This window comes from Caballeronia mineralivorans PML1(12) (assembly GCF_001028175.1).
GTDB lineage: Bacteria > Pseudomonadota > Gammaproteobacteria > Burkholderiales > Burkholderiaceae > Caballeronia > Caballeronia mineralivorans.
Genome location: NZ_AEJF01000165.1, coordinates 61,075 through 86,333, shown reverse-complemented (window position 1 = coordinate 86,333; position 25,259 = coordinate 61,075). Strand labels below are relative to the sequence as shown.

The following is a 25,259-nucleotide window of genomic DNA, read 5'->3' as shown; positions in this document are numbered from 1 at the left end:
GTGCCGCTGGCACACGCGGCGGACGGCGGCGGTTCGATCCGCATCCCGGCGTCGTGTTGCGGTTTGTTCGGCTACAAGCCGTCCAACGATGTCCAGCCGCAACCGCTGCCCTCACCCGGCGATTTATCGGTGGATCACGCGGTGTCGAGAAGTGTGCGCGATAGCGCCTTGCTGCTCGATCTCACATCGACTGGACAACCGGGCGCATTCTTCCGAGCCGTCGGCGAGCCGTGCGGGCCGTTGCGCATCGGCTATATGGTTGAGCCGCAGCTTGCGGGGGAATTGTCGGCGGACGTGAAAGCCGCTCTCGACGATGCCGCCAAGCTCGCTGAATCGCTGGGTCATCGTGTAGAGCCGGCGTCGTTCGGGCTCGACTTCGACGCCATCGCTCATGCGTTCCTCGTGATGTGGTCGGTGCTGGCCGAGGAGATTGTGTTGCACGCCGATCGCATCAGCGGCCTGAAGCCGAAGCGCGGCGATTTCGAGATCGCAACCTGGGCGATGGCGCATGTCGGCCGCAAGATTGGCGAGCGGGATCTGCCGGCGGCGCTTGAAATGCAGCGCCAGGTCACGGCGAAAATGGCTGCCTTGATGAGGCGATACGACGTGTTGTTGACGCCCACGCTTGCTGGCGCGCCGTTCAAGATTGGCGCCAAGCAGCCAACGCAATTCGAGCGCTTGCAGATGCACGTGCTGACTGCGCTTCCTGTTGAACCGTTGGTGCGGCGGATGTTGTCGGTATCGGCGAAGAAAGCGTTTGACTGGGCCGGTTGCACGGAGCTTTTCAACTTCACCGGCCAGCCGGCGATGTCCGTGCCGCTGTACTGGAATGCCCGCGGCATGCCGATTGGCGTGCAGTTCGCCGGGCGCTTGAACGACGACGCGACGTTGTTCCGGCTCGCGGCACAACTGGAGGCCGCAAGGCCATGGTTTGCCCGGCGGCCGGCTTTGATGGCGGCGAGGTGAACGGGTTCGACGAAGACGCGAGCGATAGCCTTTATTGAGTTAGCGGGAACGCTTGGAAAACCGGTAGTGCGCCACGCCCCATTCATTGCCTCCGGCGTAGCCGAACAACTCCGCCACTGCCATATAAAACATGCGCCAGCGCTGAAACCAGACGGGGGCATCGGCAGCGCCGTAAGTCTGGACCATGAGTGGCATCAACTCGCTACGCGCCGCGTCCAGATTCTCAAGCCATTGATTCGCCGTCTTTTCATAATGCGCGCCGCTCACCCACCACTGACGGTCGATCTTCAGATCCTCCTGAAAATGCAGCAGTAACGCCTCCGACGGCATCGTCCCGCCCGTGAAAAAGTACTTCGACATCCAGTCGCTGCCGTCCTTCACCTCGAAGTGGTAAGCGAGCGTGCGATGCGCAAACACATGCACAAAAAGCTTGGCGTCCTCGCCCATCCAACCCGAAATCTTGTTCAGCAACAACCGATAGTTCTTCATGTGCTCGAACATTTCTATCGACAAAACACGGTCGAAACCATCGCCGAGCAGCGCCGGTTCGAATTGATAATCGACGATATTGCCCGTCACCACTCGCAGGTTCGCGATGCCGCGCTCAGTCGCCTGCGCCTCGATAAACGCCCGCTGCCCCTGCGAATTCGATAACGCCACGATCTGCGAGCGCGGATAAGTTTGCGCCAGCCACAACGAGAGCGAACCCCAGCCGCAACCGAGATCGAGGATGCGCTGGCCATCGGTGAGTTGCGCGCGCACTGCGTACTCCTCGAGCATCGCGCGCTCGGCCTGATCGAGCGTTTCGGCCCCCGTCCGATACAAGCAGCACGAATACTTCAGATGCTCGCCGAGATGCGCATGAAAAAACGCTGCCGGCACCTCGTAGTGCTGCGTGTTCGCGGCTTGCGTGTCGATCGCGATCGGGCTTGCGCGCAGTTCATCGACTAGACGATTGAAGCGCTTCGAACGCGCTTCGCCGTCGTCGACACCTTCATCGCGCAGCCGCCGTTTCATCAACCGGCGCATCCCCAGGCGCACGAGCGAGTCCGGAATCCGGCCGCGCTCGCACCAGTCGATCAGCCAGCTGTCGGGCGGGGCTGCTTTTTCTTGTGGTTGTGACATAACCGCTTGCGATGGCAGCTCGCTCATGTGAAAACTCCTCGCTATTATTATTTAAGGATGACGCGGCGGCCATGGAATCAATGCGCTGGTCGTACGCATATAGTCGGCATATCCCGGGCGTTTTTTAGCCGATTCCGCTTCGACCATCGGTACACCCGAGACTTTCATCAACAGCCACGCCATCAGCACGGGCGGCAGCAGCATCGCGACAATCCATCCTCCTACGCCGATCGCGAGCGGAATGTACGCCACCCAATGCACGCATTCGAAGAAGTAGTTCGGATGCCGCGAATAACGCCACAGGCCGGCGCGACACACCTTGCCACGATTCGATGGATCCGCTTTAAACATGAGTAGCTGATGGTCGGCAAGCGCTTCGCCTGCAATCGAGATCACCCAGATCACCGCAGCCAACGCTACCCAGGCAGCGCCTGGCGGCGTCGTGCGATATGCCGGCACGAAAAACGCGAGCGACAGCAGCATCGAAATCACGACTTGCAACTGGAAGAACCAGAACATTTTCTTGTTGGCATCGGCGGCCCATTGCTCGCGGAACTTGTGATACCTCGGATCTTCGGGGTGAGCGGCATTACGTTTCCACAGATGCACGCCAAGCCGCGTGCCCCAGACGAACCCGCCGATTCCCACAATGACCCGCGTGTGCAGATCGCCTTGTCCGAGCACTGCAATGAGCAACGCGACCACACCGAGTGACATCGCCCAGACGGGATCGATCATGCCGGCATTCTTCGATTTAACTTGCCACACCCAGACCGTCGTGAAAACAACGACGAGCGCGACAAAAGCAATAACGGCAACAGTGAGCGGCGGCATTAAGTCCTCGATGTCGATTTTTTGCGTTCAATATCGGTTGGCATCGACTGGTGGAGCGATTGGGACTAATTACGCGTGCTGCCATCTGGCGGATGCGCCAGCGAGAAGGAATTGGAAGCGGTAATACCAAGACGTCGACGTTCGGAACGAACGTGAGCACAGGAGATTCCCGAGGATGAGCGGGAACGCAGGAACAGCGCGTTTCTCGCGCCCTGTTCCTGTCCAGCAGGCGTGGAAGTCGAGCCCATTCGGCCCGCCGCGCCAATCAGCCCATCGGACTGCTAAACCAGTGCCGGCAATCCTTCCACCAGCAAAAACGCAACCAGCACGCCGAGCAGCGCACCGAATACACGTAGGGTGTTTTTCCGGAATTGCGTGGCGCATGGTACGGCGCCCAGGAAGAGAATGCCTGCAAGCGCCATCGGGATAATCAGGATGAAGTCGCCGATCGTGAAGTAGGTGGTCATACACGTCTCCCATCGTCCGTGCTCAGCGTCCACCTGACTGCGTGAGACGTCGCACTGTCGATTTGAGTATAGGACGTGGATTACGCTTTATTCATGCTGCTTTGCGCAAACGCTAGCGAACAACAGACGAAACGCCTTATGCGGCGGGCTTTTGCGCCCGCATGCTTTAAGCGGATACAGAAAAACCCTCATTTATTAGCCTTTACAAAAAACTTTCGTTACGTTCGCGCGTGAATCTTAGCTAAGCGATCTAAGCATCTGCCTGCCGTTCTCGTCGGCGCAAGTATTCCGCGCCGCCCAGACCGATCAGCAGCAGGACAAATACGAAGCCGCTCACGCCGGGCCAGCCGGCGACAGTCCAGAAGTGTCCGCCCCACGAACCGAGCACGCTCGAGCCGATGTAATACGCCAGCAGATAAAGGGCGGCGGCCTGGCCTTTGGAGCCCTTGGCCAAGCGGCCAATCCAACCGCTTGCGACCGAATGCCCGGCGAAGAATCCGAACGTCATGCACGCGATGCCCGCGATCACCACGGGCAACGACGCCGACAACGTCAGCGCCACGCCGAAGATCATCAGCGCGAGCGCTGCGATCAGCACGCGGCCGCGGCCGAACACATCGGCCATTTTTCCGGACCAGGGCGACGCCACCACGCCCGTCAGGTACACCACGAAAATCGCGCCAATCTCCGTCTGGCTCAAATTGAACGGCGCCGCAATCAACCGATATCCGACGTAGTTATAAAGCGTGACGAAGCTGCCCATGAGCACGAAACCCATCAGGAACAGCAGCGGCAGGCCACGATTTTTCAGATGCCCGGCAAGCGCCGTCCGATGATGGCTAAGGCCCATCCCGGCGCGCGGCACGAAGCGTCGCGAGGGCGGCAAGAGCGCACGAAACGCCAGTGTGGCGAGCAACCCCAGCACGCCGATCCCGCCGATAGCAACCCGCCACGAGAACAAGTCCGCGAGAATCCCGCTGATCACGCGCCCCGCCATTCCGCCTATTGCCGTGCCGCCGACATAGAGTCCCATCGCGAGGCCGAGGCCATCGGGATGGACTTCCTCGGCGAGATAGGCCATGGCGACCGCCGGCACGCCGCCAAGCGCGAGCCCTTCGAGTGCACGCACGAACAGCAAGCCATGCCAACTCGGCAGAAACGCCACGATGATCGTGAGCAACGAGGAGGCCGTGAGCGACAACGTCATCAACCGGTGCCGGCTCCATCCCTCTGAAACAAAGCCGGCGATAAAAATCGCCACGGCGAGCGAGGCCGTCGTCACCGATACCGACAACGCACTTTGCGCAGGGCTCACGCCGAACGCCTTGGTGAATTCCGGAAGGAGCGGCTGCACACAGTAGAGCAGCGAGAAGGTGGCGTAGCCTGCAAACAGCAAGGCAATCGCCGCGTGCCAGTAAGCGCGCGATCCGCGTTCGAGGTACGGCAGGGGATCGGGGCAAAGCGAAGAGGACGAAGCTGACCGGGACGGCGCCGGCGATGAAGTCACAAGTGGATCTCCGGTGGCGAAGGCCATAACGATACCGTGATCGTCAGGGTTTCGCCGGACGGTGCGCCGGACGCTTTCAATCGACTTTCGAGACCGCTTCGAATGCCCTTGCGTTGTTTTAATACGATGCAAGATTTCGACCCGAGACGAATTGATGCGCTAAAGTAGAACATCGTTTCAGCCGAAATCATCTGGATAGGCTGCGAGTTGCAGGCATTCGAGGAATTTACGCGCGGCACTTCGATCTCGTGCACAGGGAATCAACCTTCTGTGCTTTATCCAGAACCGACCGGCACGCGCACTGTTCTGCCGGCACACTTCGGGGAGTCATCATGCAAATCGGTTCAATCGTTCGCTCCGTCCATATCGCGGTGCCACAGGGCGCACGCGGCATTGTCATGCGCATTCTCGGCGACATGGCCATGGTCGCCTGGTATGCCGACGAGCCCGGCACGTCGGAGCTGCTCAACACGGAACCGTTCTTCCTCGAAGATCTGATCGATACCGGCGAACTCGTTCGCCCGACCAACGCGCTCATGCATTGAGGATCAAGCGCGTTTCAAGACACTATTTGCTGTAACCGCGCATCGCTGATGCTTCCCCCCGCGATGCGCGTCACAATGCAGGGATGAACTCGAACCATTCCGATGCATCGCGTGCGCCCGCAGACAGCCTCTCTTTCTCCGGCGACAACGCAAATCCCCCGGCTCCGCCTTTCGCCGACCTCACGCCTGAGCGCGTGCTCGATGCGCTCGACAGCGTCCTGATGCCGCTTGGCGAACGCACCGACGGCGGCATGCTCGCGCTCAACAGCTACGAGAATCGTGTGTATCAGGTTGGCATGGAAGACGGGCCGCCGATGGTCGCGAAGTTCTACCGGCCGTTGCGCTGGTCCGACGACGCCATTCTCGAAGAGCACGCTTTCGTTTCCACGCTTTACGAGCGTGAAATTCCGGCGGTGCCGGCGCGTGTGCTGAACGGCGAGACGCTCCATCACTTCGAGGGTTTTCGCTTCTCCATCTTCGAACGGCGCGGCGGGCGCGCGCCGGATATCGACCGGCCGCAGACGCTGGAATGGCTTGGGCGGTTTATCGGCCGGATTCACGCGGTCGGGCAGATCAAGCCGTATGTGGAGCGGCCCGCGCTCGATATCCAGACCTTCGGCTACGAACCGCGCGAGTTTTTGCTCACGCACGGGTTTGTGCCGCAGGACGTTCGCGAAGCGTATGAAACCGTCGTGAAGATGGCACTGGAAGGCGTCGAGCGATGCTACGAGCGCGCCGGCGATGTGAAAAGCATCCGGCTGCACGGCGATTGTCATCCGAGCAACGTGCTCTGGACGGATGCGGGTCCGCATTTCGTCGATTTCGACGATAGCCGCATGGCGCCTGCCATCCAGGATTTGTGGCTGCTGCTGCCGGGCGACCGCCCCGAGGCGTCGCGCGCGTTGGGCGATCTACTGGCCGGCTACGAGGACTTCTGCGATTTCGAGCCGCGCGAACTGCATCTGGTCGAAGCGCTGCGCACGCTGCGGCTGATTCACTACGCAGCGTGGCTGGCGCGTCGCTGGAACGATCCCGCGTTTCCCGCCGCGTTTCCGTGGTTCAACACGCAGCGCTATTGGGAAGACCGCATTCTCGAGCTGCGCGAGCAGGTCGGCGCGATGGAAGAAGGGCCGCTCTGGCCGGTTTAAGCCGATTTAAGCCGATTTCCTTTGAGCGCTGCGGCCGGCGCGCCCTCCTGGGGCCGCTGCACGCTATGCACCTATGCGCCGGCCTCCTGACGCAGCGATTGAAGAATCTTTACAAATGTGTAATGATAACCATTATCATTTTAAAGCTTTGTTCTGCCGATGCGCTTTTTTGGCCGTATCGGTGAGAAAACCATCGGCACCCCCCCCTTTCGCTGCGCCCTTATGGAGACACGCGTGAACGCGCCTGAAATCTTTGAACCCGCGTCCAACGTAACCACGATGCCGCGCGCGCCACGCGGCGGCCGCCTTAACAACGATGCCGAACAAATCGTTCGCAAACAGCGCTCGCGCCGCGCGACATTCATAAAATGGCTGCGCAAGGTACATGGTTGGGTGGGTTTGTGGGGCGCCGTGCTTGGGCTGCTATTCGGTACGACAGGTTTTCTGCTGAACCATCGCGCCGGTCCGTTGAAGATATCGAGCGGCGAGCCGCAGGTATCGCAGATGCAAATGGCCCTGCCCGCACACCGTCTCAACTCGCCGATGGAACTCGGCAAATGGCTCAAGCAAGAACTCGAGCTCGACGGCGTTATCGGTCGAGCGAAACGTGAACCCGCGCATGCGGTGGGCTGGGGCGACCAGAAGACGATGCAGCCGGAGTTGTGGACAGTGGCGGTGGCATCGCCGAGTGGTGCGGTATCGGCGGAATACTGGGTGGGGAACGGGTTTGTATCGGTGAAAAAGAGCGAGAACGGTTTACTCGCGACCATGAACAACCTGCACAAAGGCACGGGATTGAGCATGGGTTGGGTGCTGCTCATCGATACGCTGGCCGGCAGCATTATTTTGCTGTCGTTGACAGGCGTGTTGTTGTGGACCGAGTTGAATAAGCGCAAGACCGTGGGGGCGGTGATTGGGGTGGTGTCGATTGTCGCGATGGTTGGGATGGGGTTGATGTGAGGCGCAGGGTCGACGATTGCGCTGGTGTCTGAATGTGGACCCCGCGAAATCGCGGATTTGTTTCGTAGCCCCATTCGAACTGCGCAAGGTGAAAAACATCATTCTGGCAAGTTCAATCTGAAAGAATTTCGATGCATCAAATTGTTAGCTTCGACCCGGATTTTTAAGTTACCGGCGCGCTTAAGATTGCAATCGCCTGAAGGACCGTATTCACTTTTCAGACAATTTACGCAGTAGTCCGATGAATCAGCGCTCGCGTGGCGTATTAAATCGTCTGCAGGCCATGTGACGCAGCGGCCAAGTGAGCTGATGGTAGCGAACGCTGCGCTTATCGTTTAAAGCGCGGCGACTCTGCAACCACCTATATCCCGCAAATCTCGCCAGACCCTTCAAGTTCCCGCGCCGCCTTTGCGCCTTCGACCTGCAAGATAGTGGGCAGCGAAACCCCATTCTTGGCCGCCGTCACCTCAGCAAGAATCGATACCGCAATCTCCGGCGGCGTCCTGCTGCCGATATAAATTCCGACTGGCCCATGCAGGCGCGACAACTCAGCATCGGACAGATCAAACTCTTTTAGCCGTTCCCGCCGCGCCGCGTTATTTCTCCTCGATCCCAGCGCCCCCACGTAAAACGCGGGCGTCTTCAACGCCTCCATCAACGCCAGATCGTCGAGCTTCGGATCGTGCGTCAACGCAATCACCGCGCAGCGCTCGTCGAGTTTCATGTCCATCACGGTATCGTCGGGCATGGTGCGCACGATCTTCGTCCCCGGTACATCCCACTCGTCCGTGTACTCCTCGCGCGGATCGCACACGGTCACGTGATAGTCCAGGCCGACCGCGATGCTGCACAAATACCGCGACAACTGCCCCGCCCCGATCACAAGCATCCGGTACCGCGGCCCGTGAATAGTCGAGAGCGTGGTTTCATCGAAGGTCACGCCATCCGTCGCTTGAGCCGGCTCGAGCTTGACCGCGCCGGTGTTCATATCGAGCGTACGCGTCACCAGCCGGCCAGCCAGAACGGCATCGCACAGTTCGGCGATACCGCTCGCCATCGACAACGGTTCAAGCACCAGTTGAATCGTGCCGCCACAAGGCAGTCCGAACCGGTGCGCTTCTTCGGCCGAGATCCCATACTTCACGCTTTCAGGCTTCGTCTGCTCGATGCCGCGTTGCCGGACCCGCTCGATCAAATCGTCTTCAATGCATCCGCCCGACACCGATCCCATCACCGCGCCGTCATCGCGCACGGCGAGCATCGCGCCTTCGGGGCGGGGCGACGAGCCCCACGTCTTGACTACCGTCACCAGCAACACGCGATGCCCGCGTTCGAGCCATCGCACGCTGTTTCTCAGGACTTCGAGATCCACGCTGTCCATGATCTTTTCCTCTTCTTCACTTCACCTTCACCGTCCGCAGCCGCTTGATCGGAGGCGCCCTCGGACTCACCCTCGGGTTCATCGCCCTTCGTCAGTTGCGCACTGAATCGCTTGAAAAACTCGCCGGCGATCTTCCTCGCCGCCCCATCCACCAGCCGCGACCCTATCTGCGCGAGCTTGCCGCCCACTTGCGCGTTGGCCGTGTAGGACAAGGTGGTCGAATCGGCATTGTCGCCCGGCTCCAGGTTCACCTTCGCCTGACCTTTGCCAAAACCCGCTGCCCCGCCCTGTCCTTCGAACACAATGGTGTACGTGTGCGGCGCGTCGATGTCCACCAGATTCATGCGTCCCTTGAATTTCGCTTTCACCGGTCCCACCGATGCCGTCATTGCCACCGCGTAGGCGTTCTCGCCATCGGTTTCTATGCTTTCGCAGCCGGGAATGCACGCGCGCAGTATTTCAGTGTCGTTCAGCGCTTCCCACGCAACGTCCTGCGGCACAGGCAAATGGTGCGTTTCGGTCAGTTCCATGACGTGTCTCCGGCTGATTTCCGGTCCGCACGACGCGTCACTGCCGCCAGCTCCCGGCCGACAGCGTTCAGGCTGTCGAGATTATGAGCCGCAAGCATCGCATCGACATGCGGCAGGATCGCCCGCACGCCCCGGGCGCGCGGCGTGAAATCGGCGTATCGAAGCAACGGATTGAGCCAGACCAGCCGATGCGCAAAGCGGCGCAAACGCAGCATCTCGGTTTCGAGGACATCGATTGCTTCGTGATCGAGGCCGTCGGTGACGAACAACACCGTCGCGCGACCGTTGAGCACCCGTCGCGCCCAGCGGCGGTTGAATTCGGCCAGCGCCGCGCCGATCCGCGTGCCGCCCGACCAGTCGACTACCTGATCCGATATCGCGGCAATCGCGACGTCGGGATCGCGTTCGCGTAATGCCCGCGTGGCATTGGTCAGGCGCGTGCCGAACAGGAAAACCTGCAGGCGTTCGCGCGATTGCAGCAAGGCATGGCAGAAGTAAAGCACAGCCCGGGAATACGCGCTCATCGACCCGGAAATGTCGAGCAGCAGGACCAGCGGTGGCCGGCGTTCGACGACTTTTTTGTATTTCCACGTGGTCCAGTCGCCGCCCGATCGCACGACGTTGCGCGCGCTGGCGCGCAAATCGGCATGTGTGCCGTGCGATGAGGTTTTTAAACGACGCGTCGGCTCAGTGGCAAGCGGCATTCTGTGTGACCGGATCTGATGCCGCAGCGCGCGCCATTCGTCGGACGTAAGCGTATCGAAATCGCGATGACTCAAGCGCTCTTGGGCGCTGAACGTGATGCGGGCGTGGAGGTGCTCGACGCTTTCCAGCTCGCTAGTGCGCTTCGATTCCGCCGCTCTGGCAGCGAGAGCATCGGCGAGGCGATTGTTGCGTTTCGGAGGCGGCACGCCGTTCGTCACTTTCGGCAGCAATAGCGCGCGCAATTTCCCTTCCCAATCGGGATCGCGCCAGAAAAGATCGAAGGCCTGATGGAAGAGTTCGCGCTCGTCGGGGGCGTGAACGAGCAATGCGGCGAGTGCGGCGCGGACATCGTCGCGACGGGTGATGTCGATCCAGCGCAACGCTTCGAGTGCATCCACGCTGTGCGCCGGCGACATCGCCAGACCCGCGCCTCGCAGCAGCCTCACGAAGTGCACGACGTTGTGGGCAAGCGTTGGCGTTGACATGATGCTCAGGCCGGCGCGGCGAGACATTGCGCGATTTCGGCCGCGTCCACACGCGTGAGATCGTCCTGGTATTTCAGCAGCACGCCCAGCGTGTCCTGCACAGATTGCGGATCAAGTTCGCTCACGGAAAGCGCCGCCAGCGCACGACACCAATCGATGGTCTCCGCCACCCCCGGCGCCTTGAACAGATCCAATGTCCTCAGTCGATGCACAAACGCCACCGCCCTTGCCTGCAGTTCCACGCTGGCTTCGGGCGCGCGCGCCGCAACGATTTGCAGTTCCACATCGCGTGCCGGATAACCGATCCATTGATACAAACAACGCCGCTTGAGCGCATCGTGAACTTCGCGGGTGCGGTTCGATGTCATCACGACCAGCGGCGGCCGTTCAGCGCACACGGTGCCGTACTCAGGAATCGATACCTGGAAGTCAGATAGCAATTCCAGCAGGAAAGCTTCGAACGGTTCGTCGGCGCGATCGATTTCATCGATTAGCAGAACACGTCGAGCGGTGGGATTCAAGGGATCCGGCATGAGCGCTTGCAGCAACGGGCGCTTGAGCAGGAATTCGCTTTTGTAGAGCGAATCGTTCGATGGTTGTTCGCCCGCGGCCTCGGCAAGACGCAGCGCCATGATCTGGCGCGGATAGTCCCATTCGTAGAGCGCGCTGGCTGTATCCAGGCCTTCGTAGCATTGCAGCCGCAGCATTTGCGTGCCGAGCACGCCAGCAGCAGCTTTTGCGAGTTCAGTTTTGCCGACGCCGGGTTCGCCTTCCAGGAACAATGGGCGCTCCATTTTCAATGCGAGAAAAAGCCCCGTCGCGAGTTCGCGGCTGGCGAAGTATTGCTGCCCGCTCAGGGCGACGAGCGTTTCGTCGATTGATGCCGGGTCCATGAGGCTCCTGGGTCTCGGTAGTCAGTGTTTGTTCGCTCGTGCCGGAGGAACCCCAGCCCATCCATCGGCGCGAGCGAAAAACCCTTGATGCTGCGAGCCGATACTAGAACCCAAGGGCCCGATCAACCGCCCTACCCGCAAGAATCGGAATCAAATGCGCCCGGTACGCCGCACTCGCGTGCATATCCTCGTTGAGTGTATCGGCTGAAATTGTGGTGCCGCGCGCTGCCGCCGCCGAGAAATCCTTCGATAACGCCGCTTCAAGCTCAGAAGCCCGAAACACGCTCGACGCAGCACCCGTGATGGCCACTCGCACGCCACCTGCTTGCTTCGCCACGAACACGCCCACCAGCGCAAAGTGCGAAGCAGGATTCTGAAACTTCTCATATCCCGCGCGCTCGGCGATCGGAAACTCCACCGATGTAATCAGTTCATCGGGCTCTAAAGCCGTCTCGTACATGCCGAGAAAAAAATCATCGGCGGTTATTCGCCTTCTGTCCGTCACGATAGTCGCGTTCAACCCCAACACCGCCGCCGGATAACACGCAGCCGGATCGTCGTTAGCAAGCGATCCGCCAATCGTCCCGCGCTCCCGAACCTGCCGGTCGCCAATATGACCGGCAAGATCCGCCAGCCCCGGTATCGCACGCTGCACCTCGGGGTTCGCGGCAACCTGCGCATGACACACCGCGCCGCCGATGGTCACTTTATCGCCCGTGACGGTGATGTCCTTCATCGAGCCGATACGCGTCACATCCACCAGCGCCGACGGCTGCGCAAGACGCAATCGCATGGTCGGCAGCAAGCTCTGGCCGCCCGCGAGATATTTGGCGTCGTCGTGCTGCTTAAGGAACGCCACCGCTGCATCGGACTTGTCAGGCCGTTGATAATCGAATGAGTACATGTCGAAGTCCTTTTAAGCGGGAGTCGAAGCGCCACGAACGGCCGAGGCATCGGCGGCGGCCCGCATGGCAGCCCATACGCGATGCGGCGTCGCAGGCATCTGCAGATCGGTCACGCCGAGCGGCGAAAGCGCATCGATGATCGCGTTGATCACCGCCGGCGGCGAGCCAATAGCGCCCGCCTCACCGCAGCCCTTCACACCGAGCGGGTTATGCACGCATGGCGTGCCCTTCGACGTCTCCACATCGAAGTTCGGCAGGTCGGACGCGTGCGGCATTGCGTAATCCATGAACGAACCGGACATCAACTGGCCGCTTTCGTTGTCGTACACAGCGCGCTCGAGCATGGCCTGACCGATGCCCTGTCCAATCCCGCCATGCACCTGACCTTCGACGATCATCGGATTGACGATGTTGCCGAAATCATCGACGGCCGTGAACTTCTGGATGCGCGTTTCGCCCGTGTCCTGATCGACTTCCACTTCGCACAAATACGCGCCCGATGGATACGTGAAGTTGCTCGGATCGTAGAACGCGTTTTCGTTAAGGCCGGGCTCGAGCTTGTCGAGCGGGAAGTTGTGCGGCACGTAAGCCGCCAGCGATACCTCCGCGAACGCCTTCGTCCTGTCGGTGCCCGCCACGCGGAAAATGCCGTCCTTGAACTCAATATCTTCGGCCGACGCCTCCAGCAAATGCGCCGCGATTTTCTTGGCTTTGTCCTCGATCTTGTCAAGCGCCTTCATGATCGCCGAGCCGCCGACCGCGATGGACCGCGAGCCGTACGTCCCCATGCCGAATGGAATCCGGCCGGTGTCGCCGTGAACGATCTCGATGTTATCCATCGATACCCCAAGCCGATCCGCCACGACTTGCGCGAAGGTGGTTTCGTGCCCTTGTCCGTGGCTATGCGAGCCGGTGAACACGGTGACCGAACCCGTGGGATGCACGCGAATCTCGCCGGCTTCGAACAAGCCCGCCCGCGCACCCAATGCACCCGCCAGATTCGATGGCGCCAATCCGCACGCTTCGATGTAGCAGGAATACCCGAGGCCGCGCAGCTTGCCGTTCTTCTTCGACTCCTCGCGCCGCGCGGGGAAACCTTCCACATCGGCGAGTTGCATCGCGCGATCGAGCAAGCCTGAGTAATCGCCGGAATCGTAGGTCAGACCAACCGGCGTGGTGTACGGCCAAGTACGGATGAAGTTGCGCCGCCGTAACTCCGCCGGATCGATGTTCATCTCGCGCGCCGCCGTTTCCACGAGGCGTTCGACCACGTAGGTGGCCTCCGGACGACCCGCGCCGCGGTAAGCATCGACGGGAACCGTGTTCGTGAAGACAGCCTTCACCTCGGCGTAGATCGCGGGCGTAGCGTACTGGCCGGCGAGCAGCGTGGCGTACAGGATGGTCGGAACGGCGGTCGAGAAGGTCGATAAATACGCGCCCATGTTGGCCGTGGTGTGCACGCGCATGGCGAGGAATTTACCGTCGGCGTCCATCGCGAGTTCGGCTTTCGTGACGTGATCGCGGCCGTGTGCATCGGAGAGAAAAGCTTCCGAGCGCTCGCACGTCCACTTGATCGGACGCCGTACTTTCTTCGATGCCCACGTCAGCGCGACATCTTCCGCATACAGATAGATCTTCGAACCAAAACCGCCGCCCACATCCGGCGCGATGATCCTTAGTTTCGACTCAGGCAAAGACAACACGAACGCCGCCATCAACAAACGCTCGACATGCGGATTCTGGTTCGCGACGTAGACGGTGTAGCTGTCGTCGGACTTCGAATAGCTCGCATTCACGGCGCGCGGTTCGATCGCGTTCGGCACCAGGCGCTGATTCACGATATCCAGCGTCGTCACATGCGCGGCTTTGGCGAAGGCGGTGTCGGTGGCAGCTTTATCGCCGTGGCCCCAGGTGTAGCAGAGGTTGTTTGGCGCTTCATCGTGGACTTGCGGCTGGCCTGGATCGGCTGCAGTGGCGGTATCGACGACGGCCGGCAGCACGTCGTAATCCACTTCGATCAGATCGATTGCGTCCTTCGCTTGCTTCACCGATTCCGCAACGATCAGCGCCACCTGATCACCCACATGCCGCACTTTTGTATGCGCCATTACGGGATGCGGCGGCTCGTTCATCGGCTTGCCATCGATGTTATGAATCAGCCAGCCGCACGGCAATCCGCCGACGTTTTCACCGGCCATATCCGCGCCGGTAAAAATCGCGACGACGCCTGGCGCTTCTTTCGCGGCGGCGATATCGATGCTGCGGATCTTCGCGTGCGCATACGGCGAGCGCAGGAAGACGGCGTAGGTTTGACGCGGCAGGACAACGTCGTCGGTGTACTGGCCGTTGCCCGTGAGGAAGCGATAGTCTTCCTTGCGTCTAACGGCGGCACCAATCATATGGTGGGTATCGGGTGTCTCGGGGGCGTTCATCGCGGACTCCTGTTCAGGCGCGAATCTTCATCGTCATCGGAAAGGTGGGTGCAGCTTCTGTGAAGCGCGGGCGGCGGCTCAGGGCGCAGCCTTCATGGCTTGTGCGCCTTGCACCACGGCTTTCACGATGTTGTGATACCCCGTACATCGGCAGAGATTACCGTCGAGTTGTTCGCGGACATCGGCTTCGGTCAGATCGGGCTTTTGAGCCGCGAGGGAAATCGCGCTCATGACCATGCCGGGCGTACAGAATCCGCATTGCAGGCCGTGGCACTCCTTGAACGCGGCTTGCATGGGATGGAGTTCGCCGTCCTTCGCCATCCCTTCGATAGTCGTCACCGACGACCCGTCAGCCTGCACGGCGAGGATGTTGCACGACTTGATGGCGCGGCCGTCCAGATGGACCGTGCATGCGCCGCACTGGGCGGTGTCGCAGCCTACGTGCGTGCCCGTAAGACCGAGTTCCTCGCGCAGAAACTGGACTAGCAGGATGTGGGGTTCGACGGTGGCGGTGACGGCTTTGCCGTTGACCGTCAGACTGATGCTGAGTGCCATGCTTCTGTCTCCTTCGGGATGGAACAGCCGAAGCTCACTCACCGCTTTTTATTTCACTGACCTTGCGGACTTCACGACTGTGAGTGCCTGGCTGGGTTCGTGTTTATTTGTTGTAGCAATGAGTAAAGCACAAAATGAAGACGGTCGCTATTGGGCTAAAGGTGGGGGCAGGGTGTTGCTATGCGGGTGCTTTATATCGTGGAAGGCGGTCGTAAAAACGCCGCCTCGATGGGCGGCGTATCGCTCAAGCGGCTGGGTTCAAGCCCGGGGTATCACTCCACTCCACGCCCCAATTTCGAGTGCCAGCGTGAATAGCTGAAATAGATCACCAATCCGATTGCCAGCCATACCGTGAACGCAATCCACGTCACCGCCTGCAGATTCAGCATCAGGAACAGGCACGCCGCCACAGCCAGCACGGGCACAACCGGCACGCCCGGACAACGGAACGCGCGCGGCAAATCGGGATGCGTGCGTCGCAGAATCAGGACGGCGATCGACACCATCGAAAACGCGGCGAGCGTGCCGATATTGATCAGTTCAGCCAACACGTTCAGCGGCACGAGCGCGCCGATCAGCCCGAAGAAAAGGCCCACGAGCCACGTCGTAAAGAACGGCGTGCCGAATTTCGGATGAACCTTCGACAAACGCGCCGGCAGCAAGCCATCGCGCGACATTGCGTAGACGATGCGGGTCTGGCCGTAGCTCATCACCAGGATCACGGTCAGCATGCCGAGCACCGCGCCCAGATCGATGAAACCCGCTACCCACCTTTGCCCCGCGACCTGCAGCGCGTACGAAACCGGATGCGAGATATTGGCGAATTGCGCGGCCGGGACAATGCCCGTCACCACCGCCGCCACCGCCACATAAAGCACGGCGCAAACCGCCAACGACGAAATAATGCCGATGGGCAGATCGCGTTTCGGATTCTTCACTTCTTCGGCCGCCGACGACACCGAGTCGAAGCCGATAAACGCAAAGAACATCACGGCTGCCGCACCGAACACGCCGCTCCAGCCGTTCGGCATGAACGGATGCCAGTTGGCGGGCGTGACGTGGAACACGCCAACGCCAATCACCATCAGCACGACCGCAACCTTGATCGCGACCATCACGTTGTTCACGCGCGCCGATTCCTTGATACCGATCGACAACAGCGCCGTGATCACCATCATCACGAGAAACGCGGGCAGGTTGAACAGCGTGAACTGACCGGGCACGGCGCCCGGCGCAGCGGTGAGCACGGTAGGCAGCCCGACAGCAGCGACTGCAGATAACCCGACCAGCCGACCGACACCGCCGATGTCGCGAGTCCGTATTCCAGCATCAGGTCCCAGCCGATGACCCACGCAGCCAGTTCGCCGAGCGTCGCGTACGAGTACGTATAGATGGAGCCGGCAACAGGAATCGTCGATGCAAACTCCGCATACGCGAGCGCCGCGAGCGCGCACGCAACGGCCGCGAGGATGAACGACATCATTAGCGCCGGGCCAGCTTGCACGGCGCCGGTTCCGGTCAGCACGAAAATTCCCGTGCCAATGATCGCGCCGACGCCCAGAAACGTCAGATCGAGCGCCCCCAGCGTTTTTTTGAGTCCGGCGCGTTGCGCGCCGGCGAGCATGTGCTCGATGCTTTTCTTACGGAACAGGGACATGAACGGTGACTCCTCAAACCTCGAGCGCGGTGCGCTAAATCGATTGGAAAACCCGCGATTTTATCGGATAGAGGAGATCAGGCGTCGCAAAACGTTGCAGACAACGGAATTTTGACTTCTCTTTGGCAGCGCAATTTCCTAGAAAATGTTCGAAAATTGCACGATGAACGAGATTCAAGATGAGTTCAGCTTTTGTAAGCTGAATCAGTAGTGAAAGCCGCTTTTAAGGGCATTTTGTCGCAACGCAGCGTTGCATATCGCGATTGGTTGATGACCCCGTCAAATGAAAAAACCGAAGCGCGGAGGCTTCGGTTTTTCTTTTCCAGCACGCCAGCGAAACACGCTCAGCCGACGAAAGCCTTCTCCACGACGTAATGTCCCGGATGATTGTTGCTGCCTTCCTGGAAGCCCATTTCATCGAGGATCTGACGCGTGTCGCGCAGCATATGCGGGCTGCCGCAGAGCATCACGCGGTCGTTTTCCACCGAGAAGGGCGCCACGTCCAGATCGGCGAAAAGCTTCTTCGTTTCGATCAGATCCGTGATCCGGCCGCGATTCGCAAACTCTTCGCGCGTGACCGTCGGGTAATACACCAGCTTTTCCTGGATCAGTTCGCCCAGATGCTCGTGTGCCGGAAGGTGCTCGGTGATGAAATCCTTGTACGCGAGTTCATCGACGAAACGGCAAGTGTGCGTAAGCACGATCTTGTCGAAGCGGTCATACACGTCCGGATCCTTGATGATCGACATGAACGGTGCGAGGCCCGTGCCCGTAGACAGCAGCCACAGCGTTTTGCCGGGCAGGAGGTTGTCGGCGACGAGCGTACCCACTGGCTTCTTGCCGATCAGCACCGGATCACCCACCTTTAAATGCTGAAGACGCGACGTCAGGGGACCGTCCTGCACCTTGATGCTGAGAAATTCCAGATGCTCTTCGTAGTTCGCGCTCGCCAGGCTATAAGCGCGGAGCAGCGGCTTGCCATCGACTTCCAGGCCAACCATGGTGAACTGGCCGTTTTCGAAACGGAACGCGGAATCCCGCGTGCAGGTGAAGCTGAACAGCGTGTCGGTCCAGTGATGGACGCTTAGAACGGTTTGAGGATTAAGGTTGCTCATGGCTTCATGGATAGTGCGGAATCAGGGCGGCGCAGTAGTGCGTTCCGGCGGCCGTTGAGAAACTCGGGCTCGATTCCGGCGACAACACATAGAAGGCGCAACGAAAGCAATGCGTGATGCTAAAGCGGAATTTCTGGCGACACGCGAGAATCGGGCCGATGTTACGGAGACCCGCGCGTTCGGAGCGAATGTTCCGCATTCCCCGCTCCCTCACGCGTAATCCGCTATTTTACCGCACACGCGATTTATGGGTTCGAGGGCCGCTTTTCAACGCACGGCGCTGGACTTGCCGACCGAAAGACGCGATTTGCACGTATGCCCAGAGTCTCGTGCGGACCCGGTGCGCTTGGCGTGAAAGAGTGGACAACGAACGCGATCGCGAACTGGACAGGCGTTCCGGAGTGCGCATGATAGCAACGCCATGCGGGCAGCAAGGCAAAGGCCCTGCTGCCGTCAGGCTTGCGACGGCACAAGTCCGGAAGTGCAGCCGATGCCGCGCATCCCGCATCCGCGGGACTTTAAACCCGCTGATCCGTCGACGGTTTTTCCCACAAGTTGATGCCGCCTTCGGTCGCGTGCTGATCGATCTCCGCGAGTTCTTCCTTCGAGAACTCCAGATTCTTCAACGCGCCGACGTTCTCCACCACTTGTTCCGGACGGCTCGCGCCGATCAGCACCGACGTCACGCGGCCGCCCCGCAATGCCCACGCCAGCGCCATTTGCGCGAGGCTTTGGCCGCGCCGCTGGGCGAGTTCGTTGAGCTTGCGCACATGCTCGATATTCTTGGCGCTCAAATGCTCCTGCTTAAGCGAATCGCCGCCCGGCTTATTGACGCGCGCATCGGCAGGAACGCCGTTCAGATATTTGCCCGTCAGCAGCCCCTGCGCCAGCGGCGTGAACGCGATGCTGCCAGCACCGACATCCTCGAGCGTATCGAGCAGATCTTCCTCAATCCACCGGTTCAGCATGTTGTACGACGGCTGATGAATCAGCAGCGGCACTTTATGTTCGGCCAACAGTTTGGCCATTTCGCGCGTCTTCGCCGATGAATACGACGAGATGCCCACATACAGCGCCTTGCCCGAATGCACGGCGGTCGCGAGCGCGCCGGCGGTTTCTTCCAGAGGCGTGTCAGCATCGAAACGATGTGAATAGAAAATATCCACGTAGTCCAGGCCCATGCGCTGCAGGCTCTGATCCAGCGATGCCAGTACATATTTCCGCGATCCGCCGCCCTGGCCGTACGGCCCCGGCCACATGTCCCAGCCCGCCTTCGACGAAATCAGCAGTTCATCGCGATACGGACGGAAATCGTCCTTGAACACCCGCCCGAAATTGGTCTCGGCGCTGCCGTACGGCGGGCCGTAGTTGTTCGCCAGATCGAAGTGCGTGATGCCGAGATCAAACGCGGTGCGCAGGATGTCGCGCTGCGTGGAGATCGGCGTGGTGTCGCCGAAGTTGTGCCAAAGACCCAGCGACAACGCCGGCAACTTCAGGCCGCTTTTGCCGCAGGTGCGGTAAGCCATCTGCGAATAGCGTTCGGAAGCTGCTTGGTAAGCCATGACAAAATCCTCGAATTGGTGAAGGGACAATGGGGTTGGTAAGCACAAGCAAGAAACAATCGCGCTGGACATGTCGTCTGACGTGCGCCGAGTCCGTCATGTTAGCGAATCGCGCGGACTCTCGTCGGCCTTGACCCAAACGACTTCAAGGCTATCCCGATATGCGGGACACACTCTGATGACCATCAAGGGGAACGATTCGCCGGTGGATCAAGCCCAACCCTGTTCATTCGAACGAGGAGAGGATTAATGGACCCGCTGGACAAACTACGCCCTGTCTACGATTTCTTGCTGACAGCAGGCGTGACGTACGGATTCAACGTACTCATGGCCGCACTGATTTTGCTTGTCGGCTGGTGGGTATCGAATCGGGCTGCGAACGCGGTGAAACGTGCGCTCGGGCGCACCAACGCAGACGCCACGTTCACGCCCGTGATGGCGAGCCTCGTGCAATGGGCGATCCGGGTCGTCGCTATCGTCGCGGCACTGGGGAAATTCGGTGTCGCGGCGGCCAGCATTCTGACCGTGCTCGGCGCTGCCGGACTGGCTATCGGCCTCGCGTTGCAAGGCACATTGCAGAATATTGCAGCCGGTTTAATGCTGTTGCTGCTGCGACCGTTCAAAGTAGGCGATTACATCGAAGGTATCGGCACGACGGCGGGAACCGTGAACGAAATCGGCCTGTTCACCACTCGTCTGACCAAAAGCGACGGTGTCATCATGTTTGTCCCGAACAGCACGATCTGGGCAAATCCGGTCACGAACTTCACCGCGAACGACCGGCGGCGCGTGGTGCTGAATGTGATCATTCCGGAGGATCAGAATATTGAGGAATCGCTCGCGTCGTTGCACCGGATTGTGAAAACGGATCCACGCATCATCAACGACGACAAGACAAAACCGTGGATCGCCGTCTCCGAATACACCGATACCGGCGTGAAACTGAACGTCGGCGTCTGGACGAGCAGGGCCGATTATCCGAACGTGCAGGCCGACCTGCTCCGCCAGATCAAGCCGGGTATCAAGCCAGAGATCAAGCCGCATGGGCCGGAAACTGCCGCGGTGCTGGACGTAGCCGGCCATGCCTAATAAGCTTGCCGTCCGCACATTGACGAGATTTTTATGACCAAGGCGATTTCCATTGCACTGATCGTGGGCGGCGTCGTGCTGCTGTATTTCGGCGGTCAGTCGTTCCATTCACTGAGCAACGACGTCTCGCGTTTCTTCACCGGCGCGCCGACGAACAAGACGATCTGGCTGATCGCCGGCGGCGCGGTCGCGATGTTGGCCGGGCTGATTGGCCTGGCGATTCCGGGCAAGCGCTAACGCGCCTGCTTTAGGCCCCTGCTTTAGACAAGCGCCACGTCCTCCATCGATGCCGAGCGCGTACCCGGTAACGGCAAGTTGCTGGCGCCGCGATAGGTGTAGACCAGCGAGAATTTCACCTGATCGGTGAGATTCTTGCCGGCGGAGTGCAGCGTATTGCAGTGGAAGAAAACGACATCGCCGGCATTCAATTTCGGCGATACCGCGCTGCGAATCAGCACCTCGTTTTCAGGCAGGTCAGAGCGAAAGAACTTGGCTTTATCGAAACGTTCGGACGTGAACGGCAACTTGTGCGACATCGGAACGAACCACAACGCGCCATTTTCGACCGTCTCGTTGCCCAGCGCGACCCACGCCGACACCAGATCGTCGCGCTCGAAGTTCCAATAACGTACATCGCGATGCCAGCCGGTCAGACTGCCGTAGGCCGGATGTTTGGTCATCACGCAATTGTGATGCGCCCGCGAAAGCGTCGGCGTTTCGCCGAAATAAACCTCCATCCAGCCGCGCACATCGGGCGACGTGGCCCACTCGGCGAATCGCGGATCGCGCTTGTATGCGTCGAGCAGCCGTCGCACCGTGTGGCCGCCGGGCGCGTCTTTCGAATTCGGCGCGCCGGGATATTGCAGATCGGCCTCGAACTCCACGGGCGCGGCGGCTTCTGCCAATTGCTGTTGCGCCACGCGGCGCATGGCTTCGCAGCGCTCTGGTGTGACTAGACCCGGCACCACCACGTAGCCGTTCTCACGCAATGCGCGGACTTGTTCCAACTTCGATTGATTCGGCATATCGACTCACAGGGAAAGCATTTGGCCGGCTGGCTTCGTCAGGCAACCATCCTGTAAGGAAGCCGGCTAATTAGGGCGAATACATCGATTGTAAATCGCCCCGGCGCTGCGGCGGTCCGTCCCGCGGTCTTTGGGCCGTCGAACACCCGTGCGGGAAAACGCCGACTTCCGGCAGTAACATTTCTTCTATAACCTGCCGTGCATTGAGAGAGCACATCGAAAAATCGCTTTCGATGAAAATCTATTAAATAAGTGCGCGCTTCAACTTCGCAACTTTTAATGCGTTGAATTGATCCAACTGTTGAACGCTTTTTTTGATCCGACTAATGTCGGGTTGCAGTCATTGCGAACCCGAGCCTGTGAGATCCATGAATATCCGTTTCGCTAATCGTCTTACCCGTGCCGCCGTTCGTGCGGCGCGTCCTGCCGGACGCAGTGTCGTTCGCGCGTTGCGCCATCATTCCGCGCGCACTCAATTACTTGCAGGGCAATTCAGGAATACCCACCCCGTCGATGGTATTCGCTCTTGGTTTCACGGATTTTTTTCAAATCTGCGATTAAGGGCTGCATCGCGACAGGCCGCATTTAAAGCGTTATTGCGAAAACCGGCGCAATTACGCGCGCCAGTGGCTAAATTGAAATCGGCGCCGGGCGTCATTAATACGTCAAGCCGTCGCCCGCGCAGGCTTTCTACCAGCGACGGCTGGTTCGCATTTGCGGCCCGTTGATTATTCTGACGGCGCAAAGTCAGAAGTCCGGGGGCTGCTTCGTTCATCCGTGTGCGGTTTTGCCGCTGTAAGCGTCGGATGAGGCCGCGCGTTTCGCGCGGCGGCTGAGCCCGGTGGCACGCGGTCGATCTGCCGCTGCGTCGGAGCGCGTCACCGCAGCGCTGCCGTAAAAATCAAAAAGCCCGCCGAGCGCAACGCTCGGCGGGCTTTTTTACGAACTCAAACCTGCAACTCAGGCCGTTTCGACAACCGGCTCCGTACCAGCGGCTTCGGCCAGCAACAGCGCCTTGTCCGTGGCTTCCCACGAGAATTCCGGCTCTTCACGGCCAAAGTGGCCATACGCCGCCGACTTCTCATAGATCGGACGCAGCAAGTCCAGCATCTGGATGATGCCCTTCGGACGCAGATCGAAATGCTCGAGCACGAGTTCCGTGATCCTCGCATCCGACACGCGGCCCGTGCCGAACGTGTTGACCATTACCGAAGTCGGACGCGCCACGCCGATTGCGTACGACACCTGGATCAGGCAACGCGAAGCCAGTCCTGCCGCGACGATGTTCTTCGCGACATAACGCCCTGCATAAGCTGCAGAACGATCGACCTTCGACGGGTCCTTGCCGGAAAACGCGCCGCCGCCGTGAGGCGCAGCACCGCCGTATGTATCGACGATGATCTTGCGGCCCGTCAATCCGCAATCGCCTTGCGGACCGCCGATCACGAAACGCCCGGTCGGGTTCACCAGGAACTTGATGTCACCCTTGATCAGCTCGGCCGGGAGTACCGGCTTGATGATCTCTTCGATCACCGCTTCACGCAGCGCTTTCAATTCGATGTCGGGTGCATGTTGCGTGGAAAGCACGACGGTATCGATGCTATGCGCCTTGCCATCGACATAACGCACGGTCACTTGCGACTTCGCGTCCGGACGCAGCCAGTTCAGGCGGCCGTCACGGCGCAGATTCGCCTGACGCTCGACCAGCCGGTGTGCCAAATGAATGGGCAGCGGCATCAACTCGGGCGTTTCGTCGCATGCGTAGCCGAACATCAGGCCCTGGTCGCCGGCGCCCTGATCGAGGTTGTCGTCGTGAGCGGCGTCTACGCCCTGTGCGATGTCCCGCGACTGCTTGTCATACGCGACGAGCACCGCACAACCGCGATAGTCGATGCCGTATTCCGTGTTGTCGTAACCGATGCGCTTGATGGTGTCACGCGCGACTTGAATGTAGTCGACGTTGGCCTGCGTGGTGATTTCGCCCGCCAATACGACAAGACCCGTATTGCAGAGCGTTTCGGCCGCGACACGCGAATACTTGTCCTGCGCCAGGATGGCGTCGAGGATGGCGTCGGAGATTTGATCGGCGACCTTGTCCGGGTGGCCTTCGGAGACGGATTCAGAGGTAAAGAAATAATCGTTTGACACGCTTCAGACTCCATTAAGTACGGGTAAGTTGCTCACGTAGCCGACTTCGTCTGGAGTCTGAAGCGGCGACGCTTTAGCGGAAAACATGGTCCGGAAAGCGCCGTTAAGCGCCATCCAGCTTCGCCCCGCAAGTTGTCCATTAACTCGGCGAAGGTTTTATTATAGCGGCTTCTCACTTTTGTCACAGAGCTGAACGTTTGCCGCCAATCAAGAAATACCCTCACCCACGTCATGCCGGGAGCGCTCCCCGGCACAATCGAAACCCCGCCTTCCGGAGCGCCTCATGTTAGGTCGCATAGGTGTCGCGCTCGCGGTGGGTTTCCTTAAGCTGCTCGCCCTCATTCCCTACGGCATCACGGCACGTTTCGGCGACGGCCTCGGCTGGCTGCTTTATCAAGTCCCGAGCCATCGCAAACGAATCGTGCATATCAATCTCAGCCTGTGTTTCCCCGAGTGGACGCCCCAGCGCCGCAAGGAAGTCGCACAGAAGCATTTCCGCCACGCGATCCGCAGTTACGTGGAGCGCAGCGTGCAATGGTTCGGCTCGGCGAAGAAGCTCGAAAAGCTGATCCAGGTGGACAGCGAAGTCGATCTCCTCGATCCCGACATGCCGCCCACGTTGCTGCTCGGCTTTCACTTCGTCGCGATCGAGGCCGCTTCGGTGTGGATCAACTACTCGCTGCACCGACCCTGCGGGTCGCTCTATCAACCGATGTCGAACAAGACGCTTGACGACATAGCGAAGAAGCAGCGCGGCCGTTTCGACGCCGAAATGGCGAGCCGCGCGGACAGCGCGCGCATTGTGCTGCGCTGGCTGCGCGACCGCAAGCCGGTCATGCTCGGCGCAGACATGGACTACGGCATGCGCAACTCCACCTTCGTGCCGTTCTTCGGCGTGGAAGCGTGCACGCTGACAGCTGTCGGCCGTCTGGCGAAAACCGGGCACGCGCAAATCATGCCGTTCGTGGGCGAAGTGCTGCCGAACTACAAAGGTTACCGGCTGAAGGTGTTCAAGCCCTGGAACAACTATCCGACCGGTGACGATGCAGCCGACGCCCGCCGCATGAACGCGTTCCTCGAAGAGCAGGTTCGCCTCATGCCGGAACAGTATTACTGGGTGCACAAGCGCTTCAAGACGCGGCCACCGGGCGAACCGAGCTTTTATTGAGTATCCGGGAAACAACGGGCGATGGCTGCACAAAACCGGGCTCATGCTCCATTCGGT

General features: G+C 60.0%; 23 protein-coding genes and 1 pseudogene. 8 read left to right on the top strand and 16 right to left on the bottom strand.

Annotated features, from left to right (window positions below):
* The coding region (locus tag EOS_RS27765) for an amidase (RefSeq protein WP_047895392.1) at positions 1-966 on the top strand (966 nt) is incomplete at its 5' end.
* 39 nt (positions 967-1,005) lie between these two features.
* Here the strand turns inward: EOS_RS27765 and EOS_RS27760 are convergent.
* The 4 genes from EOS_RS27760 to EOS_RS27745 all read right to left on the bottom strand — a co-directional run bounded on the left by EOS_RS27760 (position 1,006) and on the right by EOS_RS27745 (position 4,926).
* A complete protein-coding gene (locus EOS_RS27760) occupies positions 1,006-2,118 on the bottom strand; it encodes an SAM-dependent methyltransferase (protein ID WP_047895391.1) in 1,113 nt (370 codons plus the stop codon).
* 24 nt (positions 2,119-2,142) lie between these two features.
* Entirely contained in the window at positions 2,143-2,925 is a 783-nt protein-coding gene (locus EOS_RS27755; protein ID WP_047895390.1) for a DUF1295 domain-containing protein, read from the bottom strand.
* Positions 2,926-3,206: 281 nt separating this feature from the next.
* On the bottom strand, positions 3,207-3,392 hold the full coding sequence (locus tag EOS_RS27750; RefSeq protein ID WP_047895389.1) for a hypothetical protein: 186 nt from the start codon (positions 3,390-3,392) through the stop codon (positions 3,207-3,209).
* A gap of 250 nt (positions 3,393-3,642) precedes the next feature.
* Positions 3,643-4,926 (bottom strand): MFS transporter, encoded by a 1,284-nt coding sequence (locus EOS_RS27745; protein ID WP_047895388.1) that lies wholly within the window; start codon positions 4,924-4,926, stop codon positions 3,643-3,645.
* A gap of 305 nt (positions 4,927-5,231) precedes the next feature.
* Between EOS_RS27745 and EOS_RS27740 the strand changes: the two genes are divergently transcribed.
* The 3 genes from EOS_RS27740 (at position 5,232) to EOS_RS27730 (ending at position 7,552) form a co-directional block, all read left to right on the top strand.
* A complete protein-coding gene (locus EOS_RS27740) occupies positions 5,232-5,444 on the top strand; it encodes a hypothetical protein (protein WP_047895387.1) in 213 nt (70 codons plus the stop codon).
* An 83-nt stretch (positions 5,445-5,527) separates the two neighbouring features.
* Positions 5,528-6,592: a serine/threonine protein kinase gene (locus EOS_RS27735; protein ID WP_047895386.1), complete on the top strand. Its 1,065-nt coding sequence runs from the start codon at positions 5,528-5,530 to the stop codon at positions 6,590-6,592.
* A 234-nt stretch (positions 6,593-6,826) separates the two neighbouring features.
* Positions 6,827-7,552, top strand: a complete 726-nt coding sequence (locus EOS_RS27730) for a PepSY-associated TM helix domain-containing protein (protein ID WP_047895385.1) — start codon at positions 6,827-6,829, stop codon at positions 7,550-7,552.
* Positions 7,553-7,913: 361 nt separating this feature from the next.
* Here EOS_RS27730 and EOS_RS27725 read toward each other — a convergent pair whose 3' ends face one another.
* From EOS_RS27725 to mgrA, 10 genes and pseudogenes are all read right to left on the bottom strand, one after another.
* On the bottom strand, positions 7,914-8,933 hold the full coding sequence (locus EOS_RS27725) for an XdhC family protein (protein WP_047895384.1): 1,020 nt from the start codon (positions 8,931-8,933) through the stop codon (positions 7,914-7,916).
* On the bottom strand, positions 8,906-9,463 hold the full coding sequence (locus tag EOS_RS27720; RefSeq protein ID WP_047895383.1) for a CoxG family protein: 558 nt from the start codon (positions 9,461-9,463) through the stop codon (positions 8,906-8,908). Before EOS_RS27720 ends, EOS_RS27725 begins: the two co-directional genes overlap by 28 nt.
* The gene (locus tag EOS_RS27715; protein WP_047895382.1) at positions 9,454-10,680 is read right to left on the bottom strand and encodes a vWA domain-containing protein; all 1,227 of its coding nucleotides are present in this window, start codon (positions 10,678-10,680) and stop codon (positions 9,454-9,456) included. Before EOS_RS27715 ends, EOS_RS27720 begins: the two co-directional genes overlap by 10 nt.
* The gene (locus EOS_RS27710; RefSeq protein WP_047895381.1) at positions 10,659-11,546 is read right to left on the bottom strand and encodes an AAA family ATPase; all 888 of its coding nucleotides are present in this window, start codon (positions 11,544-11,546) and stop codon (positions 10,659-10,661) included. Before EOS_RS27710 ends, EOS_RS27715 begins: the two co-directional genes overlap by 22 nt.
* A 103-nt stretch (positions 11,547-11,649) precedes the next feature.
* Complete coding sequence (locus EOS_RS27705; RefSeq protein WP_047895380.1) at positions 11,650-12,450, bottom strand: FAD binding domain-containing protein; 801 nt, start codon at positions 12,448-12,450, stop codon at positions 11,650-11,652.
* A 12-nt stretch (positions 12,451-12,462) separates the two neighbouring features.
* Complete coding sequence (locus EOS_RS27700; RefSeq protein ID WP_047895379.1) at positions 12,463-14,883, bottom strand: xanthine dehydrogenase family protein molybdopterin-binding subunit; 2,421 nt, start codon at positions 14,881-14,883, stop codon at positions 12,463-12,465.
* A 78-nt stretch (positions 14,884-14,961) separates the two neighbouring features.
* The gene (locus EOS_RS27695; RefSeq protein ID WP_047895378.1) at positions 14,962-15,438 is read right to left on the bottom strand and encodes a (2Fe-2S)-binding protein; all 477 of its coding nucleotides are present in this window, start codon (positions 15,436-15,438) and stop codon (positions 14,962-14,964) included.
* Positions 15,439-15,710: 272 nt separating this feature from the next.
* Positions 15,711-17,095, bottom strand: a pseudogene (locus EOS_RS27690) (amino acid permease).
* A gap of 344 nt (positions 17,096-17,439) precedes the next feature.
* The gene (locus tag EOS_RS27685; protein WP_047895377.1) at positions 17,440-18,210 is read right to left on the bottom strand and encodes a ferredoxin--NADP reductase; all 771 of its coding nucleotides are present in this window, start codon (positions 18,208-18,210) and stop codon (positions 17,440-17,442) included.
* A 518-nt stretch (positions 18,211-18,728) separates the two neighbouring features.
* Positions 18,729-19,772, bottom strand: coding sequence for an L-glyceraldehyde 3-phosphate reductase (mgrA, locus tag EOS_RS27675; protein ID WP_047895375.1), 1,044 nt, complete (start codon positions 19,770-19,772; stop codon positions 18,729-18,731).
* A gap of 249 nt (positions 19,773-20,021) precedes the next feature.
* On the opposite strand from mgrA, the gene EOS_RS27670 reads away from it, so the two are divergent.
* Both EOS_RS27670 and EOS_RS27665 read left to right on the top strand, forming a co-directional pair.
* Positions 20,022-20,861 carry a mechanosensitive ion channel family protein gene (locus tag EOS_RS27670; protein WP_047895374.1) on the top strand — a complete coding sequence of 280 codons (840 nt, stop codon included), beginning with the start codon at positions 20,022-20,024 and terminating at the stop codon, positions 20,859-20,861.
* 33 nt (positions 20,862-20,894) lie between these two features.
* Entirely contained in the window at positions 20,895-21,098 is a 204-nt protein-coding gene (locus EOS_RS27665) for a DUF3185 family protein (RefSeq protein ID WP_047895373.1), read from the top strand.
* A 23-nt stretch (positions 21,099-21,121) separates the two neighbouring features.
* On the opposite strand, the gene EOS_RS27660 is transcribed toward EOS_RS27665, so the two are convergent.
* On the bottom strand, positions 21,122-21,886 hold the full coding sequence (locus EOS_RS27660) for a phytanoyl-CoA dioxygenase family protein (protein WP_047895372.1): 765 nt from the start codon (positions 21,884-21,886) through the stop codon (positions 21,122-21,124).
* Between the two features lie 368 nt (positions 21,887-22,254).
* Here EOS_RS27660 and EOS_RS44940 point away from each other — a divergent pair, with 368 nt between their 5' ends.
* Positions 22,255-22,614 carry a hypothetical protein gene (locus EOS_RS44940; protein WP_183146058.1) on the top strand — a complete coding sequence of 120 codons (360 nt, stop codon included), beginning with the start codon at positions 22,255-22,257 and terminating at the stop codon, positions 22,612-22,614.
* 232 nt (positions 22,615-22,846) lie between these two features.
* Here the strand turns inward: EOS_RS44940 and metK are convergent, their stop codons facing one another.
* Positions 22,847-24,034 carry a methionine adenosyltransferase gene (gene metK, locus EOS_RS27655; protein WP_047895371.1) on the bottom strand — a complete coding sequence of 396 codons (1,188 nt, stop codon included), beginning with the start codon at positions 24,032-24,034 and terminating at the stop codon, positions 22,847-22,849.
* 214 nt (positions 24,035-24,248) lie between these two features.
* Between metK and EOS_RS27650 the strand changes: the two genes are divergently transcribed.
* Complete coding sequence (locus EOS_RS27650; protein ID WP_268760361.1) at positions 24,249-25,202, top strand: lipid A biosynthesis lauroyl acyltransferase; 954 nt, start codon at positions 24,249-24,251, stop codon at positions 25,200-25,202.
* Positions 25,203-25,259: the final 57 nt, after the last annotated feature.